Annotated in this window: 13 protein-coding genes; 6 read left to right on the forward strand and 7 right to left on the reverse strand. The window is 65.4% G+C overall.

What is annotated here, in order from left to right:
- Window positions 1-47 precede the first annotated feature (47 nt).
- From QFZ33_RS17375 to QFZ33_RS17395, 5 genes are all read right to left on the reverse strand, one after another.
- Window positions 48-923: a metal ABC transporter permease gene (locus tag QFZ33_RS17375; RefSeq protein WP_307029468.1), complete on the reverse strand. Its 876-nt coding sequence runs from the start codon at window positions 921-923 to the stop codon at window positions 48-50.
- Window positions 923-1738 (reverse strand): metal ABC transporter ATP-binding protein, encoded by an 816-nt coding sequence (locus tag QFZ33_RS17380; protein ID WP_307029470.1) that lies wholly within the window; start codon window positions 1736-1738, stop codon window positions 923-925. Before QFZ33_RS17380 ends, QFZ33_RS17375 begins: the two co-directional genes overlap by 1 nt.
- Window positions 1735-2706 (reverse strand): metal ABC transporter solute-binding protein, Zn/Mn family, encoded by a 972-nt coding sequence (locus QFZ33_RS17385; protein ID WP_307029472.1) that lies wholly within the window; start codon window positions 2704-2706, stop codon window positions 1735-1737. Before QFZ33_RS17385 ends, QFZ33_RS17380 begins: the two co-directional genes overlap by 4 nt.
- A gap of 128 nt (window positions 2707-2834) precedes the next feature.
- A complete protein-coding gene (locus QFZ33_RS17390) occupies window positions 2835-3905 on the reverse strand; it encodes a hemolysin family protein (RefSeq protein WP_307029474.1) in 1071 nt (356 codons plus the stop codon).
- The gene (locus QFZ33_RS17395) at window positions 3902-5323 is read right to left on the reverse strand and encodes a hemolysin family protein (protein ID WP_307031882.1); all 1422 of its coding nucleotides are present in this window, start codon (window positions 5321-5323) and stop codon (window positions 3902-3904) included. The genes QFZ33_RS17390 and QFZ33_RS17395 overlap by 4 nt, the downstream gene beginning before the upstream one ends.
- A gap of 453 nt (window positions 5324-5776) precedes the next feature.
- Between QFZ33_RS17395 and QFZ33_RS17400 the strand changes: the two genes are divergently transcribed.
- The 5 genes from QFZ33_RS17400 to QFZ33_RS24020 all read left to right on the forward strand — a co-directional run bounded on the left by QFZ33_RS17400 (window position 5777) and on the right by QFZ33_RS24020 (window position 12074).
- On the forward strand, window positions 5777-9664 hold the full coding sequence (locus tag QFZ33_RS17400) for a multifunctional oxoglutarate decarboxylase/oxoglutarate dehydrogenase thiamine pyrophosphate-binding subunit/dihydrolipoyllysine-residue succinyltransferase subunit (RefSeq protein ID WP_307029476.1): 3888 nt from the start codon (window positions 5777-5779) through the stop codon (window positions 9662-9664).
- Window positions 9665-9747: 83 nt separating this feature from the next.
- A complete protein-coding gene (locus QFZ33_RS17405; protein ID WP_307029478.1) occupies window positions 9748-10347 on the forward strand; it encodes a GDSL-type esterase/lipase family protein in 600 nt (199 codons plus the stop codon).
- A 90-nt stretch (window positions 10348-10437) separates the two neighbouring features.
- Window positions 10438-11265, forward strand: a complete 828-nt coding sequence (locus tag QFZ33_RS17410; RefSeq protein ID WP_307029479.1) for a DUF4097 family beta strand repeat-containing protein — start codon at window positions 10438-10440, stop codon at window positions 11263-11265.
- Entirely contained in the window at window positions 11265-11870 is a 606-nt protein-coding gene (locus QFZ33_RS17415; RefSeq protein WP_307029481.1) for a PadR family transcriptional regulator, read from the forward strand. The genes QFZ33_RS17410 and QFZ33_RS17415 overlap by 1 nt, the downstream gene beginning before the upstream one ends.
- Before the next feature lie 129 nt (window positions 11871-11999).
- A complete protein-coding gene (locus QFZ33_RS24020) occupies window positions 12000-12074 on the forward strand; it encodes a 50S ribosomal protein bL37 (RefSeq protein ID WP_369299106.1) in 75 nt (24 codons plus the stop codon).
- Between the two features lie 84 nt (window positions 12075-12158).
- On the opposite strand, the gene rsrA is transcribed toward QFZ33_RS24020, so the two are convergent.
- Complete coding sequence (rsrA, locus tag QFZ33_RS17420) at window positions 12159-12419, reverse strand: mycothiol system anti-sigma-R factor (RefSeq protein WP_307029483.1); 261 nt, start codon at window positions 12417-12419, stop codon at window positions 12159-12161.
- The gene (locus QFZ33_RS17425; RefSeq protein WP_251024420.1) at window positions 12416-13144 is read right to left on the reverse strand and encodes a sigma-70 family RNA polymerase sigma factor; all 729 of its coding nucleotides are present in this window, start codon (window positions 13142-13144) and stop codon (window positions 12416-12418) included. The genes rsrA and QFZ33_RS17425 overlap by 4 nt, the downstream gene beginning before the upstream one ends.
- A gap of 418 nt (window positions 13145-13562) precedes the next feature.
- Here QFZ33_RS17425 and QFZ33_RS17430 point away from each other — a divergent pair, with 418 nt between their 5' ends.
- Window positions 13563-14111 (forward strand): DoxX family protein, encoded by a 549-nt coding sequence (locus tag QFZ33_RS17430; protein ID WP_214853413.1) that lies wholly within the window; start codon window positions 13563-13565, stop codon window positions 14109-14111.
- Window positions 14112-14114 lie beyond the last annotated feature (3 nt).

Consider the following 14114-nt stretch of genomic DNA (forward strand, 5'->3'; position numbering starts at 1 on the left):
TCAGCCTCTGCAGTAGTCAGCCTCCGTAGGCGCCACCGCCAGCCTATTTAGGCGGTCCGCATGACCCGGCCGTTGAGGCCGCGCTTGGCCCGGACACTGCCGATGACCCGGCATACCACGTAGATCAGGAACGACAGCGTGGTGACGTAGGGGCTGATGGGGATGCGGCCGCCGAGGGCGAGCAGTATTCCCCCCACTGTCGCCGAAACGGCGAACACCACACTCAGCAGCACCACGAGGCGCGGCGAGGACGTCACCCGCAGGGCCGCAGCTGCGGGCGTAATCAGCAGGGCAAGAACCAGCAGGGCGCCCACGATCTGGATGGACAGCGCCACACTGACGCCGAGGAGCACCATGAAAACCAGGGCCAGCGACCGCACGGGAACACCGCGGGCCTCGGCCAGCTCTGGATCAACACTGGCGAAGCTCAGCGGGCGCCAGATGACACACAGCGCCGCCATCACGGCCACCGCGGTCCCCGCCAGGACCTGGAGCTGGACGGTGTCCACGGACACAATCTGCCCGGTGAGGAGTCCGAACTTATTGGCTGCCCTGCCCTCGTAGAGCGACAGGAAGAGAATGCCGAGCCCGAGGCCAAAGGGCATGATCACGCCGATGATGGAGTTTTTGTCCCGCGCCCGAACGCCCATGAGCCCGAGCAGCAGCGCGGCCGCCACGGACCCCACCAGGGAGCCGAACACCACGTCGGTGCCGATCAGGAGCGCGAAGGCAGCGCCGGCGAACGACAGCTCGGAAATTCCGTGGACGGCAAACGCCAGGTCGCGCTTCATCACGAAGGTCCCCACGAGGCCGCCGAGGAGCCCAAGCACCGCGCCGGCCCACAGCGAGTTCTGCACCAGCACCAGCAATTCGCCGTAGTTCTCGAAGTTGAACACCGACTGCAGGATCGATTCCAGATCCATTAGGAACCCTCCCCCGCAGCGGCGTGCGCGTCGTCATGATGGTGGGTGGTGGCGTCGGGCAGACCGACGACGACGATCCGGCCGTTGGCATGGATCACTTCCACGTTGCTGTCGTAAAGGTCGGAGAGGACCTCGGTGGTCATGACCTCGTGGGGCGTTCCCACGCTGAACCGGCCACCGGCCAGGTACAGGATGCGGTCCACGTAGTCGATGATCGGATTGATCTCGTGGGTCACGAACACCACGGCGCTCTTCCGGTCATGGCACTGCTTGTTGATGAGTGCGCTGACGGCCTGCTGGTGGTGCAGGTCCAGCGACAGCAGCGGCTCGTCGCAGAGCAGCACCTTCGGGTCGGTGGCAAGGGCCTGGGCCACGCGGAGACGCTGCTGCTCACCGCCGGACAGCTGCCCGACGGGGACCTTGGCGTAGTCGCTTGCCCCGACGAGGTCCAGCAGTTCGTCAATCCTGCGGTTGGCTTTGGCGGTACCCAGCCGGATTCCCCAGTGGTGCCCGTCGACGCCCAGGCCCACCAGGTCGCGGGCCCGCATGGGCGTGTCGGGCGGGAAGGGCTTCTGCTGCGGGATGTAGCCGATCAGCCGGCTGCCCCGCTCCACCGGCTGGCCGCCGAGGCTCGCGTGACCGGAGTGCAGCTCCTGTAGCCCCAGCAGGACCTTGAGGAAGCTGGTCTTGCCGCTGCCGTTTGGCCCCAGCACCGCGAAGAACTCCCCCGGATTGATGTCCAGGTTCAGGTCTTCCCAGAGCGCGCGCCGCCCGAACTTCAGGGACGCCTGCTTCAGGCTGATGACTGGGTTCAACGCTGGCTCTTCAGTGCTTTGCTGACGTTTTCCACGTTGTCCGCCATCCATTCCAGGTAGGTCTTGCCGTCCGGAAGTGTTTCAGTGAAGTTCACCACCGGCGTGCCGGCGGCGCTGGCCGCGTTCTTGACGGCCTGGGTCTGCGGGCCTTCAGTCTGCTCGTTATAGGCGAGGAATCTCGTGTCCTTTGCCGCCACCGTCGAGGTGGCGGCCTTCAGGACTGCGGGCGGAACGTCGGCGCCTTCTTCCACGGCGGCCGTATACTCGGCAGGCGTGCGGTTCTCCAGTCCGGCCGCTTCCAGCAGGTAGAGGGGAACCGGTTCGGTCACCGCGACGCCGGCGCCGCCGTGCGAGGTCTTCATTGCGGAAATCTTACTCTCAAGCTTGGTGAGTCCGGACTTGAACGCGGCTGCATTGGCCGTGAACTGGGGGGCCGAGCCGGAATCGAGCGCGCCGAGCCGGGCCGCTACTGCATCGGCAAGGTGGGACATGGCGTCAAGGCTGTACCAGACGTGCTCGTTGAAGTCGCCGTGGTCATGGGAGTGCCCGTCCTTTGCGTGGGCGGAGGCTGTGCCCGCCGCTTCCGGGGCCAGTCCGGACACCTCCACGGCACTGATGATGTTCTCATGCGGCACATTGCTGTCGTCCGCCAGGGTGTGGATGAAGTCGTCGTAGCCGCCGCCGTTTTCCACCACCAGCTTGGCTTTGGACACGGTCAGCCGGTCCTGGGCGTTGGCCTCGTAGGAGTGCGGGTCCTGGCTCGGACGGGAGATGATGGCCGCGACGTTGACCTTTTCCCCGCCGATGGCCTCAACAATGTCCCCGTATACGTTCGTGGACGTGACAACGGCGATGCGGCCGCCGGCGTCTGCGCCTGGAGTCGAGGCCGCCGGCGAACCGCAGCCGGTGAGGAGCAGGCCGAAGCCGGCCAGGGCGGCGATCAGGAAAGTGCGGGCGTTGCTGGGCACGGAGATACCTCGGTTCTGGACAGGTCAGGTTGCGGGGAGGGGGCAACCCCTAATCGAGTGTATCGCTAAATAGGAATGATTCCTATTTAGAACTCGCCACGGCGGGCGCGGCCCGGGGCACCGGGCCGCTATTCGCCATGGGGCCTGCCCAGCCGCCGGATGCCCTTGGCTTGGTTAGCATCGCGGATCTCTCCCACAAGCTGTTCGATCACATCCTCCAGGAACAGCACGCCTTCGGTTTGCCCGCCCGGTCCCATGACGCGCGCCAGATGTGAGCCGGAGCGCTGCATCACGGACATCGCCATTTCTATCTCGTCGTCCCGCGAGAGGTTCGCCAGTGACCGGATGCGGCTCTCCGCAATGGGCACCTCGTAACCGGATTCCGGGATGGCAAGCACGTCCTTGATGTGGAGGTAGCCGGCCAGCAGGCCGTCGTCGTCCAGCATCGGGAAGCGGGAAAAGCCGGTGCGGCTGACAGCCTTTTCAAACTCCAGCGGGGAGGTCGAGGACCTCAGCATGACCAGCCGTTCCAGCGGAACCATGACATTGCCGGCGGTGTACTCCGAGAATTCGAGGGCTCCGGTGATCAGGCCGGCGTCGTCATCCACCAGGCCATGCCGCGTGGACTCCTGCACGATGGACTGAACTTCCTCCAGCGTGAAGGTGGAATTGACCTCGTCCTTGGGCTCGATGCGCATCAGCTTCAGGATGTGGTTAGCGGACCAGTTAAGCGCGGTGATTACCGGGTTCACGATCCGTGCAATGAACATCAGCGGCGGAGCCAGGAGCAGCGCTGCCTTGTCGGCAACGGAGACGGAAATGTTCTTGGGCACCATCTCCCCGAACGTCACATGCAGGAACGTCACCAGCATCAAGGCCACGGCGAACGCCGAGACGTCGGCGATTTCCGTCGGCACCCCCAGCGCGGCAAGAGGCACAGCCAGCAAGTGGTGGATCGCCGGCTCCGCCACCAGCAGGATCAGCAGCGAGCACACTGTTATGCCCAGTTGCGCGCATGCCAGCATCAGCGAGACGTTCTCCATGGCCCGCAGGGTGGTCTGCGCGCGCAGGACGCCCTCGTCTGCCAGGGGCTCAATCTGGCTCCGGCGCGCGGACATGACAGCGAATTCCGCGGCCACGAAGAAGGCGTTGCCCAGGAGCAGCACCACCAGCCAGAGCAGCCCTGCCCAGTCGCTCATGACCGGCCGCCGTTCCCGGGCTTGCCGTGGTTAGCGGACTTGCCGCCGTTCCCGGGCTTGCCGTGGTTAGCGGACTTGCCGCCGTTCCCGGGCTTGCCGTGATTGGCGGCGCTGTCCATGGATTCGCGGTGCGGCCTGAAGCAGATCCGGTCGATGCGCCGGCCGTCCATCCTGGTAACGCTGAGCGTTCCGCCGCCCGCTTCCACGGTGTCCCCAACCGCGGGTATCCGTCCGAGCTCGCTCATGACATACCCGCCCACCGTCTCGTAAGCAGCCTCGTCGGGAACGGCGAGGCCCGGAATCTGTTCCGAAAGCTCGTCCGGCCGCATCAGGCCCGGAAAGTACCAATCACCGGAGGCGCTTTGCAGCAGCCCCGGCCGGACCTTGTCGTGCTCGTCGGCTACTTCGCCCACGATTTCCTCGACCAGGTCCTCCAGCGTGGCGATCCCGGCAGTTCCGCCGTACTCATCCAGCACCACGGCAAGCTGCAGGTTGCCCTCCCGCAGTTCGGCAAGTAGGGCGTCCAGGTGGATGGTTTCGGGCACCCTGAGGACGTCCGTCATGATGGCGCCCGCCTCAAGCTTCCGCCGCCGGTTCGGAGGGACCGCAATGGCCTTCTTGACGTGCACTAGACCACGGATGTCGTCCGCCGACTCACCGATGACGGGGAAGCGCGAATATCCGCTGCGGCGGGCCGCGTCGATGATCTCCGAAACCGGCTGGTCGGCGTCGATGGTTTCAACGCGGATGCGCGGAGTCATCACGTCAGCGGCGCTGCGGCCCGAAAAGTTCAGCGTGCGGGCAATGAAGTTCGCGGTCCCCGGATCGAGTGTGCCCATGGCCGCGGACCTGCGCACCAGGGAGGCAAGCTCCGCCGGCGTGCGGGCCCCCGAGATCTCCTCCTTGGCCTCCAGCCCGAAGATGTTCAGGACCTTGTTCGAAAAACCGTTCAGGACCACGATGGCAGGCTTGAAAATGGCGGTGAAGATCAGCTGCGGCCGTGCCAGGGCACGGCCGATGCGGAACGCGAGGGCTATGGCCATGTTTTTGGGAACGAGCTCGCCCAGGAGCATGGACAGCCCCGTCGCGATCACCATCGCGACCACTAGGGAGACGGAACCGGCCACCGGCTCGGGGATGCCGACGGCGGCAAGGGGCGCCTCGAGCAGCGCCCCCACGGACGGCTCCATAACGTAACCCGTCAATAGCGTCGTCATGGTGATGCCGAGCTGGCAGCTGGACAGCTGCGTGGACAGGGATTTCAGGCACTTGAGCAGCGGCACTGCGGCGGTGTCGCCGTCATTAACGGCACGCTGCACTGTGGGCTGGTCCAGCGCAATGAGGGAAAATTCGACGGCGACGAAGAAGCCGGTTCCGAGGATGAGCAGCAGGCCGGCCGCGACAAGGAGCCACTCCATCATGGGCCAACCGGAAGTCGTCGGCGGCAGCGGCCCGGGCCAGTGGGTTTGCCGGCGCTGTGGTCGGGCTGTGCGGCGCTGACCGCGCTCCGCTGAGAGCCCCCAGGCCGGCACCTGGATTTACCGTCCATGGCACCTATATTTACTGTCCATAAGGATTGCAGTCTACAGGAGCAACGCACGGCCACAGAGGACTAAAGCGGCCCGTCCGGCCCGTCCGGAACCGGCTCCCGGGCATGGTGGATAGGACTCGGTTCGGGGCTCGCTTGGACCCCATTTCGCCATAATTCGGGCGGTACATGATTTGGGTCACCCTTATTGGCAGTTAACCCGGAACGGTCATTAGACTGGCAAAGGTCTGGGTTCATAGGACACAGAAACTGGTTCGATCGTTGTGCCGTGGCACCTTAGGCGACCAGAGGAAATCAAACTCATGGAAGAGGCGTATTTCAAGTGCCAGAGCAGCCTAGCCACCGTCTGCCAGAGGAATTTGGTGGAAACGAGTGGCTCGTTGACGAACTGTACGAGCGTTACCAGCAGGACAAGAACACGGTTGATGCCAAGTGGTGGCCCCTGTTCGAATCATTCGACAGCGGCAGCGGTCCATCTTCCAACGGCGTGCCGGCAGTGACGTCACCGGCGGCCAATCCGGCTACCCGCGAACTGCCTGTTGTCACTCCCCCGGCGCCCGCGAAGGCACCGGCATCTGCTAATCCCGCGGCCCAGGCGCCTGCGGCAGCTCCGGCACCGGCGCCGGCGGCAGCCCCCGCCCAGCCTGCACCTGCCAAGAAGGCTCCGGCAACGGTAGCCCGCGACGGCGCGAAGAAGACCGAGGCGGGCACCGGCGCCCAGCCCATCCCGGCCCAGCTGCCGAAGAACGTCAAGGCTCCCACCGCACCAGAGGAAGACGTCGTATCCGTCCTTCGCGGACCGGCCAAGGCCATTGCGACGAACATGGTCACCAGCCTCGAGGTGCCCACGGCCACCAGCGTCAGGGCGGTTCCGGCCAAGCTCCTGATCGACAACCGGGTTGTCATCAACTCCAACCTGGCCCGCGCCCGCGGCGGCAAGGTCTCCTTCACCCACCTCATCGGCTACGCCGTTGTCCGGGCACTGTCCCAGTTCCCGTCCATGAACGTGTACTACGACGAGGTTGACGGCAAGCCGGTGGCGGTCCAGCCGGCACACGTGAACTTCGGCATCGCCATCGACATGCCCAAGCCCGACGGCACCCGCCTTCTGATGGTTCCCAACATCAAGAAGGCCGAAACCATGAACTTTGCAGAGTTCTGGCACACCTACGAAGACCTCATCAAGCGTGCCCGCAACGGCAAGCTGACGGCAGACGACCACGCCGGCACCACCGTGTCGCTGACCAACCCGGGCGGCATCGGCACCGTGCACTCGGTGCCCCGCCTCTCGAAGGGCCAGGCCGCCATCATCGGCGTCGGTGCCCTCGACTACCCGGCCGAATGGCAGGGCGCCAGCGAGAAGATCATTGCCCAGAACGCCATCAGCAAGATCCTCACCCTGACCTCCACGTATGACCACCGCGTCATCCAGGGTGCAGGCAGCGGCGAATTCCTCAAGCTCGTCCACTCCCTGCTCCTCGGCGCGCAGGACTTCTACGACGAGATCTTCGAAGCGCTGCGCATCCCGTACGAGCCTGTGCGCTGGAGCCCTGACCTGCAGGTGGACCCGGCCGACCAGATCAACAAGGTCGCCCGGATCCAGCAGCTGATCCACTCCTACCGCGTACGCGGCCACCTCATGGCGGACACCGATCCCCTCGAGTACGTCCAGCGTAAGCACCCCGACCTCGACGTCCTCACCTACGGCCTGACCCTGTGGGACCTCGACCGCGAGTGGCCCACGGGCGGCTTCGGCGGCAAGCCGATGCTCAAGTTCCGCGACATCCTGGGGGTGCTCCGGGACGCTTACTGCCGCACCACGGGCATCGAGTACATGCACATCCAGGACCCGGCCGAACGCAAGTGGTTCCAGGACCAGCTGGAGCACCCGTACTCCAAGCCGAGCCGCGACGAGCAGCTGCGCATCGTCTCCAAGCTGAACGCCGCAGAGGCGTTCGAGACCTTCCTGCAGACCAAGTTCGTGGGCCAGAAGCGGTTCTCGCTTGAAGGCGGCGAGTCGCTGATTCCGCTGCTGGATGCAGTCATCTCCGATGCAGCCGACGACGGGCTGGACGAGGTTGCCATCGGCATGGCCCACCGCGGCCGCCTGAACGTGCTGACCAACATCGCCGGCAAAACCTACGCCCAGGTGTTCCGCGAGTTCGAAGGCACCCAGGACCCGCGCTCCGTGCAGGGCTCCGGCGACGTCAAGTACCACCTCGGCACCGAGGGCACGTTCACGTCGGACAACGGCAAGGAGACCAAGGTCTACCTCGCCGCCAACCCCTCCCACCTCGAGGCCGTCGATTCGGTCCTGGAGGGCATCGTCCGCGCCAAGCAGGACCGGCTGGACCAGGGACAGTCGTTCCCCGTGCTGCCTATCATGGTTCACGGTGACGCTGCCTTCGCCGGCCAGGGTGTTGTGGCGGAAACGCTCAACCTGTCCCAGCTGCGCGGCTACCGCACCGGCGGAACGATTCACATCGTGGTCAACAACCAGGTCGGCTTCACCACCGCTCCGTCCTCGTCGCGCTCGTCCACGTACTCCACGGACGTCGCCAAGATGATCCAGGCTCCGGTGTTCCACGTGAACGGCGACGACCCGGAGGCAGTTGTCCGCATCGGCCAGCTCGCCTACGAGTTCCGCCAGCGGTTCCACAAGGACGTTGTCATCGACATGGTCTGCTACCGCCGCCGCGGTCACAACGAGGGTGACGACCCCTCGATGACGCAGCCGCTGATGTACAACCTCATCGAGGCCAAGCGTTCTGTCCGCAAACTCTACACAGAATCGCTGATCGGCCGCGGTGACATCACCGAGGAAGAAGCCGAGCAGCTGCTCCGCGACTACCAGGAGCGCCTCGAGCGCGTCTTCGCCGAGACCCACGCCGCCCAGACCTCGCCCATTCCGATCATCACGGCCGATTCGGCTGCGGTATCGGACATCGAGCGCCCCCATGCACAGCAGTCCGACATCGGAACGAACGCGCCGGCGTCCACGGCGATTTCGGCCGACACCCTCGCCCGCATCGGCAAGGCCCACGTGGAGATCCCCGAGGGCTTCACTGTCCACGCGAAGCTCAAGCAGCTGCTGGAGAAGCGTGAGCAGATGTCCCGTGAGGGCGGCATCGACTGGGGCTTCGGCGAGATTGCCGCTTTCGGATCGCTGATCATGGAAGGCGTACCCGTTCGCCTTGCCGGCCAGGATTCACGCCGTGGCACGTTCGTCCAGCGCCACGCCGTGTTCCACGACCGCGCCAACGGCAACGAGTGGCTGCCACTGGGCAACCTGTCGGACAACCAGGCCAAGCTCTGGATTTACGACTCCCTGCTGTCCGAATACGCGGCCATGGGCTTCGAATACGGCTACTCCGTGGAGCGCCCCGACGCCCTGGTCCTGTGGGAGGCGCAGTTCGGTGACTTCGTCAACGGCGCGCAGACCATCATCGATGAGTTCATCTCGTCCGCCGAGCAGAAGTGGGGCCAGCGCTCGTCGCTCGTGCTGATGCTTCCGCACGGCTACGAAGGACAGGGTCCGGACCACTCGTCCGCACGGATCGAGCGTTTCCTGCAGATGTGCGCCGAAGAGAACATGATCGTGGCCAACCCCACGACGGCCGCCTCGCACTTCCACCTGCTGCGCCGCCAGGCCTACAGCCGGCCCCGCAAGCCGCTCATCATCTTCACGCCGAAGCAGCTGCTGCGCCTCAAGGCCGCTGCCTCGTCCGTGGAGGACTTCACCACCGGCGGCTTCCGCCCGGTGATAGGTGAGCACGAGCAGCTGCAGGGGGACGCCGTCGAACGTGTTCTCCTGGTCTCCGGACGCCTGTACTACGACCTGCTGTCCACGCGGCAGAAGACGGGCGACAAGACGACGGCGATCGTCCGCGTCGAGCAGCTGTACCCGCTGCCGCAGGCGGAGATCGAAGCCGAACTGGCCAAGTACCCGAACGCTGAAGTGGTCTGGGCGCAGGACGAACCCGCCAACCAGGGTCCGTGGCCGTTCATGGGCCTGCACCTGCCCACCGCCCTTGACCGGAAGGTGCGCCTGGTCTCACGCCCGGCTTCGGCGTCCACCGCGGCCGGCTCCATGAAGCGCCACGCTGCGGAGCAGGACACGCTCCTGAAGCAGGCATTCGCGCCCGTAAGTAGCAGAAAAGCTGCCCGGCCGGACGGTGACATACCGTTCCAGCCGGGCAGTTCTGTTTAATCGGCGTGAGTTAATGGACCTTTAGGCTGGCATGCAAAGGTCCGTATCCGGGACACGCCCTCCCAACAAGTGAAGAGGTAGTAGTGGAAGACAGGAAGCTGCGGATTGCGGCTGTTGGAGATGAACTGCTGGCTGGGCTCGGCGATCCCCGGGCGCTGGGATGGCTGGGCCGGGTGCTCGCCCGCACTCCGCAGGACGGCATGACGGTGGAAAGTTTTTCCCTCCCGTGCCCCCAGGAAGGCACCGAGGGGCTGGCCGCGCGCTGGCTCGAGGAGGCTGGCCGCAGGTTCAGCGACAACCACGAGAACCGCCTGGTCATCGGGCTTTCCGGCCGGGACATCGAGTTCGGGCTGTCCACGGCCCGGAGCCGGCTGAATCTCGCCAACATCCTGGATTCAGCTACCCAGAAGCGGCTGGAGGTCTTCGTCGTGGGGCCGCCTCCCACCCTGGATCCGGTGCAGAACCGCCGCCTCGGCGAGCTGAACACTGCCTTCGCCGACGTCACCACCCGGCGCAAGCACCTCTACGTAGACACATTCTCACCGCTGCTCAACCATGAGCAGTGGCGCCAGGACCTCGCAGCCAACAACGGCACGCCAGGGCAGGCAGGCTACGGGCTGATGGCATGGCTGGTGCTGCACCGCGGCTGGTTCCAGTGGTTGGGAATGGACACACCGGAGTAGGAAAAAGCTACTCGCGATATATCTTGATCTTCCGCGGCTGACGGGATAGCGTGGCTTGCACAGTCACGATATATCGCAACTGGAGGAATCGTGGAAGAAAATTCCTGGACCGTCACCGGCCCGCACACCATGGACGTCGACGGCGTCTCGCACCTTAAGGTGGGTATCGTCCGCGGCAGGTTCGACATTGTCACGCACGATGAGGCTGTTGTCCGGATCGAAGTGTCGGACGTGCACGGGGATCCGCTGGCCGTGTCCGTGACGGGCGGCCGCCTCGAAATCCGCCACCAGCTGCATGGGCCGCAGGGCTGGTTCAAGAACCTGATGGATTCGGTCAACAACAGCAGCGACAACTCCGTAGTCATCAGCATCGCTGTCCCTGCCGGCGTCGAGGTTGAGGCGGGCACCGTGAGCGGGGACGGACTGGTCTCGGGTGTCCACGGCCGGACCCGGCTGAGCACGGTGACCGGCTCCCTGCTGGCCGACGGGACCTCCGGTGACCTGCACGTCAACACCGTCAGCGGCGAGGTGATCGCCCGCAACCACAGCGGCGTCCTCACGGCCAAGAGCGTCTCGGGCGAGGTCACGGCGTCCGGCCAGTTCACCAACATCCGGGCCAACACGGTCAGCGGGGACATGAGCTTTGACCTGCACGGCTTCACCCACGACTTCGGCGCGAACTCAGTGTCCGGGGACCTGACTGTCCGTGTCCCGCACGACGTCGGCGTGGACATCGTGGCCCAGTCGGCCACCGGTCCGGTGGTCGTCGACGACCGGAAGTACGGCCACCCCGGCGGCAAGGTGCAGACCATCTCGGGCCCGGACGCCAAACTCATGCTGGTCCGGACCAACTCCGTGTCCGGGAAGACGTCCATCTTCCATGGCCAGGCACCGGCCACCACAGAACCAGCGCTCTGATGCCTCCCGTCTTTGCCCACGGCGCGCTCCGGCTCTATCTGCTGGCGCTCCTCGAGGCGGGCCCCAAGCACGGATATGAACTCATCAAGGCGCTCAGCGACCGGTTCGGCGGCACCTACTCCCCCAGCGCCGGCACCATCTATCCGCGCCTGGGCAAACTGGAGGAGGAAGGCCTGGTGGCCACGGAATCCCAGGGGCGCCGCACCAACTACCGCATCACCGCTGCGGGCCTGGCTGAGCTGAACAGCCGGCGCGAGGAGCTGGAGACCGTGGAGAACGACATTGCGGCCTCCGTACGCCGGCTCGCCGATGACCTTCGCGCCGACATCCGCAGCAACATGCGCGGGCTGCGCGCGGACCTGGCGGCCACAGCGGAAGCGGCGCGCACCGCGGCCAGGTCGGCGGCGCCGACGGGCCAGGGCCGCTTCACCGCGGAAGGGCAGCGCATGCTCAAGGAGGCAGAGATGCTGCTGCAGGCATTCCGGGACGACATGCGCGCCGAGCTGCGCCTGCAAACCAGCGCCCGGCCCATGACGCCGGTGGCCCTGGAGACCGTGCGGACCGTGCTGGACCAGGCCCGGGTCTCGATCCGCAACTCACTGTAGGCGCAGTCCGGGCATCGGGCACCGGGACACGGTTCCCTGCCCCCGCACCGCGGCCGGTTCGCAGCCTGTCCGCTGATATGGGAGACTAGAGGGCAACTCTTTTGGGTAACGAAATTAAGGAGGCCAGCTATGAGCAAGCGTGCACGTAAACGTCGTGACCGTAAGCGTGGCGGCGCGAACCACGGGAAGCGCCCCAACACCTAAGCCACGGCTTGAACCGAAGCTTAAACGCGATGCCCCCGCTACCAGCAAGGTAGCGGGGGCATCGCGTTTAAGCCAGGAACCCCGTCAGGCGTCCACCGGCCGGATTGTGTGGATCCGCTCCAGGATGGCGTTCTTCAGGTTTTCCGGAGCAGCCTCGGTACAGGAGCGCTTCACCACTTTTCGAATGACGCACTCCAGATCGTACTGCTGCGTGCATTCAGGGCACTCGTCCAGATGCTGCTTGATCTCCGTAAGGTCGCTGCGGGTCAAAGCACCGTCCAGATACTCGTAGATGCGCTGCATCCTGGTGTCATCGCAATCGCCCAATCCCTGGCAGTCGCTCATTTCCCGTTCTCCTGTTTGTTGCTTTCCGTTGCCGCCGTGGCGTCTGCAGCAGCTTTAAATCCCCGGTCGGCGGCGTAGTCCGCCAGCTCGTCCCGCAGCATCTTCCGGCCCCGGTGGAGCCGGGACATCACCGTACCGATGGGGGTGTTCATGATGTCCGAAATTTCCTTGTACGCGAAGCCCTCAACGTCTGCGAAGTACACGGCCAGCCGGAACTCCTCCGGGATGGCCTGCAAGGCGCGCTTGACGTCCGAATCAGGCAGGTGGTCCAGGGCCTCGGCCTCCGCGGACCGCAAACCGCTGGAGGTGTGGGACTCGGCACGGGCAAGCTGCCAGTCCTCGATGGTGTCCGAATTGGACTGCAGGGGTTCCCGCTGCCGCTTCCGGTACAGGTTGATATAGGTGTTCGTCAGGATGCGGTACAGCCAAGCCTTCAGGTTGGTCCCCGGCTTGTACTGATGGAACGCCGAGAACGCCTTGGTATACGCCTCCTGCACAAGGTCCTCGGCATCAGCCGGGTTCCGCGCCATGCGCATAGCCGCCGAATAGAGCTGGTCCACGTACTGCATGGCGTCGCGCTCAAACCGGGCCCGGCGCGCTTCGGCGCTCTCCGAGCCGACGTCGATATCCTCTGCCGCTTCAGCGGCGGGTGACGTGCCAATCTTCGGGATGCCGTTGGCGGCGTCCTCCTGTGTGCCCTGCAGGGCCGGATCCACGGTGCTCATTGCCCTCAAGTCTACTTTGATCGGCGCTGACCGCCCGTGACGGCGTGCCGTCCCGGAGTCCGGGCCTGAGAAGGCACTTCCTCCCTCGAGCGCGTCGGTCTCCGGCACCACAAACGGCCGCATCCTGGCGGGACTTCGCACCCCCACAGCTTCCTTCACCAAAGTCAATGCTCCATCTCCACTCCGCTTATTAAGACCAGCTTGGTAAGGCCCGCGCTTGTACGAAGGTCCGCGCTCCTGCCAGTTCCGGCCATGCCCCAGCCGCCGCTGAACACCGGGAACCGCACGGGACCCCGCCCGCAGCTGCTTCCGGTCTGAAGAGCACAACGGCGTGCGGTGGGCAAATATTCCGCAAAAGTGCAAGACTAGAACCGACTCCGCCGCGGCCACCGCGGCTCGGCCATCCAGGAGGAAATTCATGTCCTTTGTCCGCTTTATTGCCCGGCCGATGCTGGCCTCAAGTTTCATCCTCGCCGGAACGGACAAGCTCAGGAATGCGGACGACACCGCGCAGCAACTGTCGCCCCTCCTGCGCCGTGCCTCTGAAGCCCTGCCCTTCCAGGCGGACGAGAAGGTCCTGGCCCGGATCATCGGCGGAACACAGGTGGGCGCCGGCGTCCTCTTCGCACTCGGCAAGTCGGCGCGGCTGGCGGCCACGCTGCTGGCCGTCATCTCGGCACTGAACGCCTTTGTCGAATGGCGCAGCGCCGACATCAGCACCAAGGACGGCCGGCAAGCCCGCCGCAACCAGCTGCTCAAAAACATCACCCTCACGGGCGGTGTGCTGCTGGCCTCCGTGGACACAGCCGGCAAACCCAGCCTGGCGTGGCGCGCAGAGCACCTAGCCGCCGACGCCCGCAAGACCGCGAGCCACCTCGCCGCGGATGCCCGCAAGACCACCGGCAAGAAGCTGCACAGTGCCGACAAGGCGGTCCGCAAGGCTGTTGACCACGCGGTGGGGGCATAAGCG

The organism is Arthrobacter globiformis (assembly GCF_030815865.1).
In the GTDB taxonomy this organism is placed as follows: Bacteria; Actinomycetota; Actinomycetes; order Actinomycetales; family Micrococcaceae; genus Arthrobacter; species Arthrobacter globiformis_B.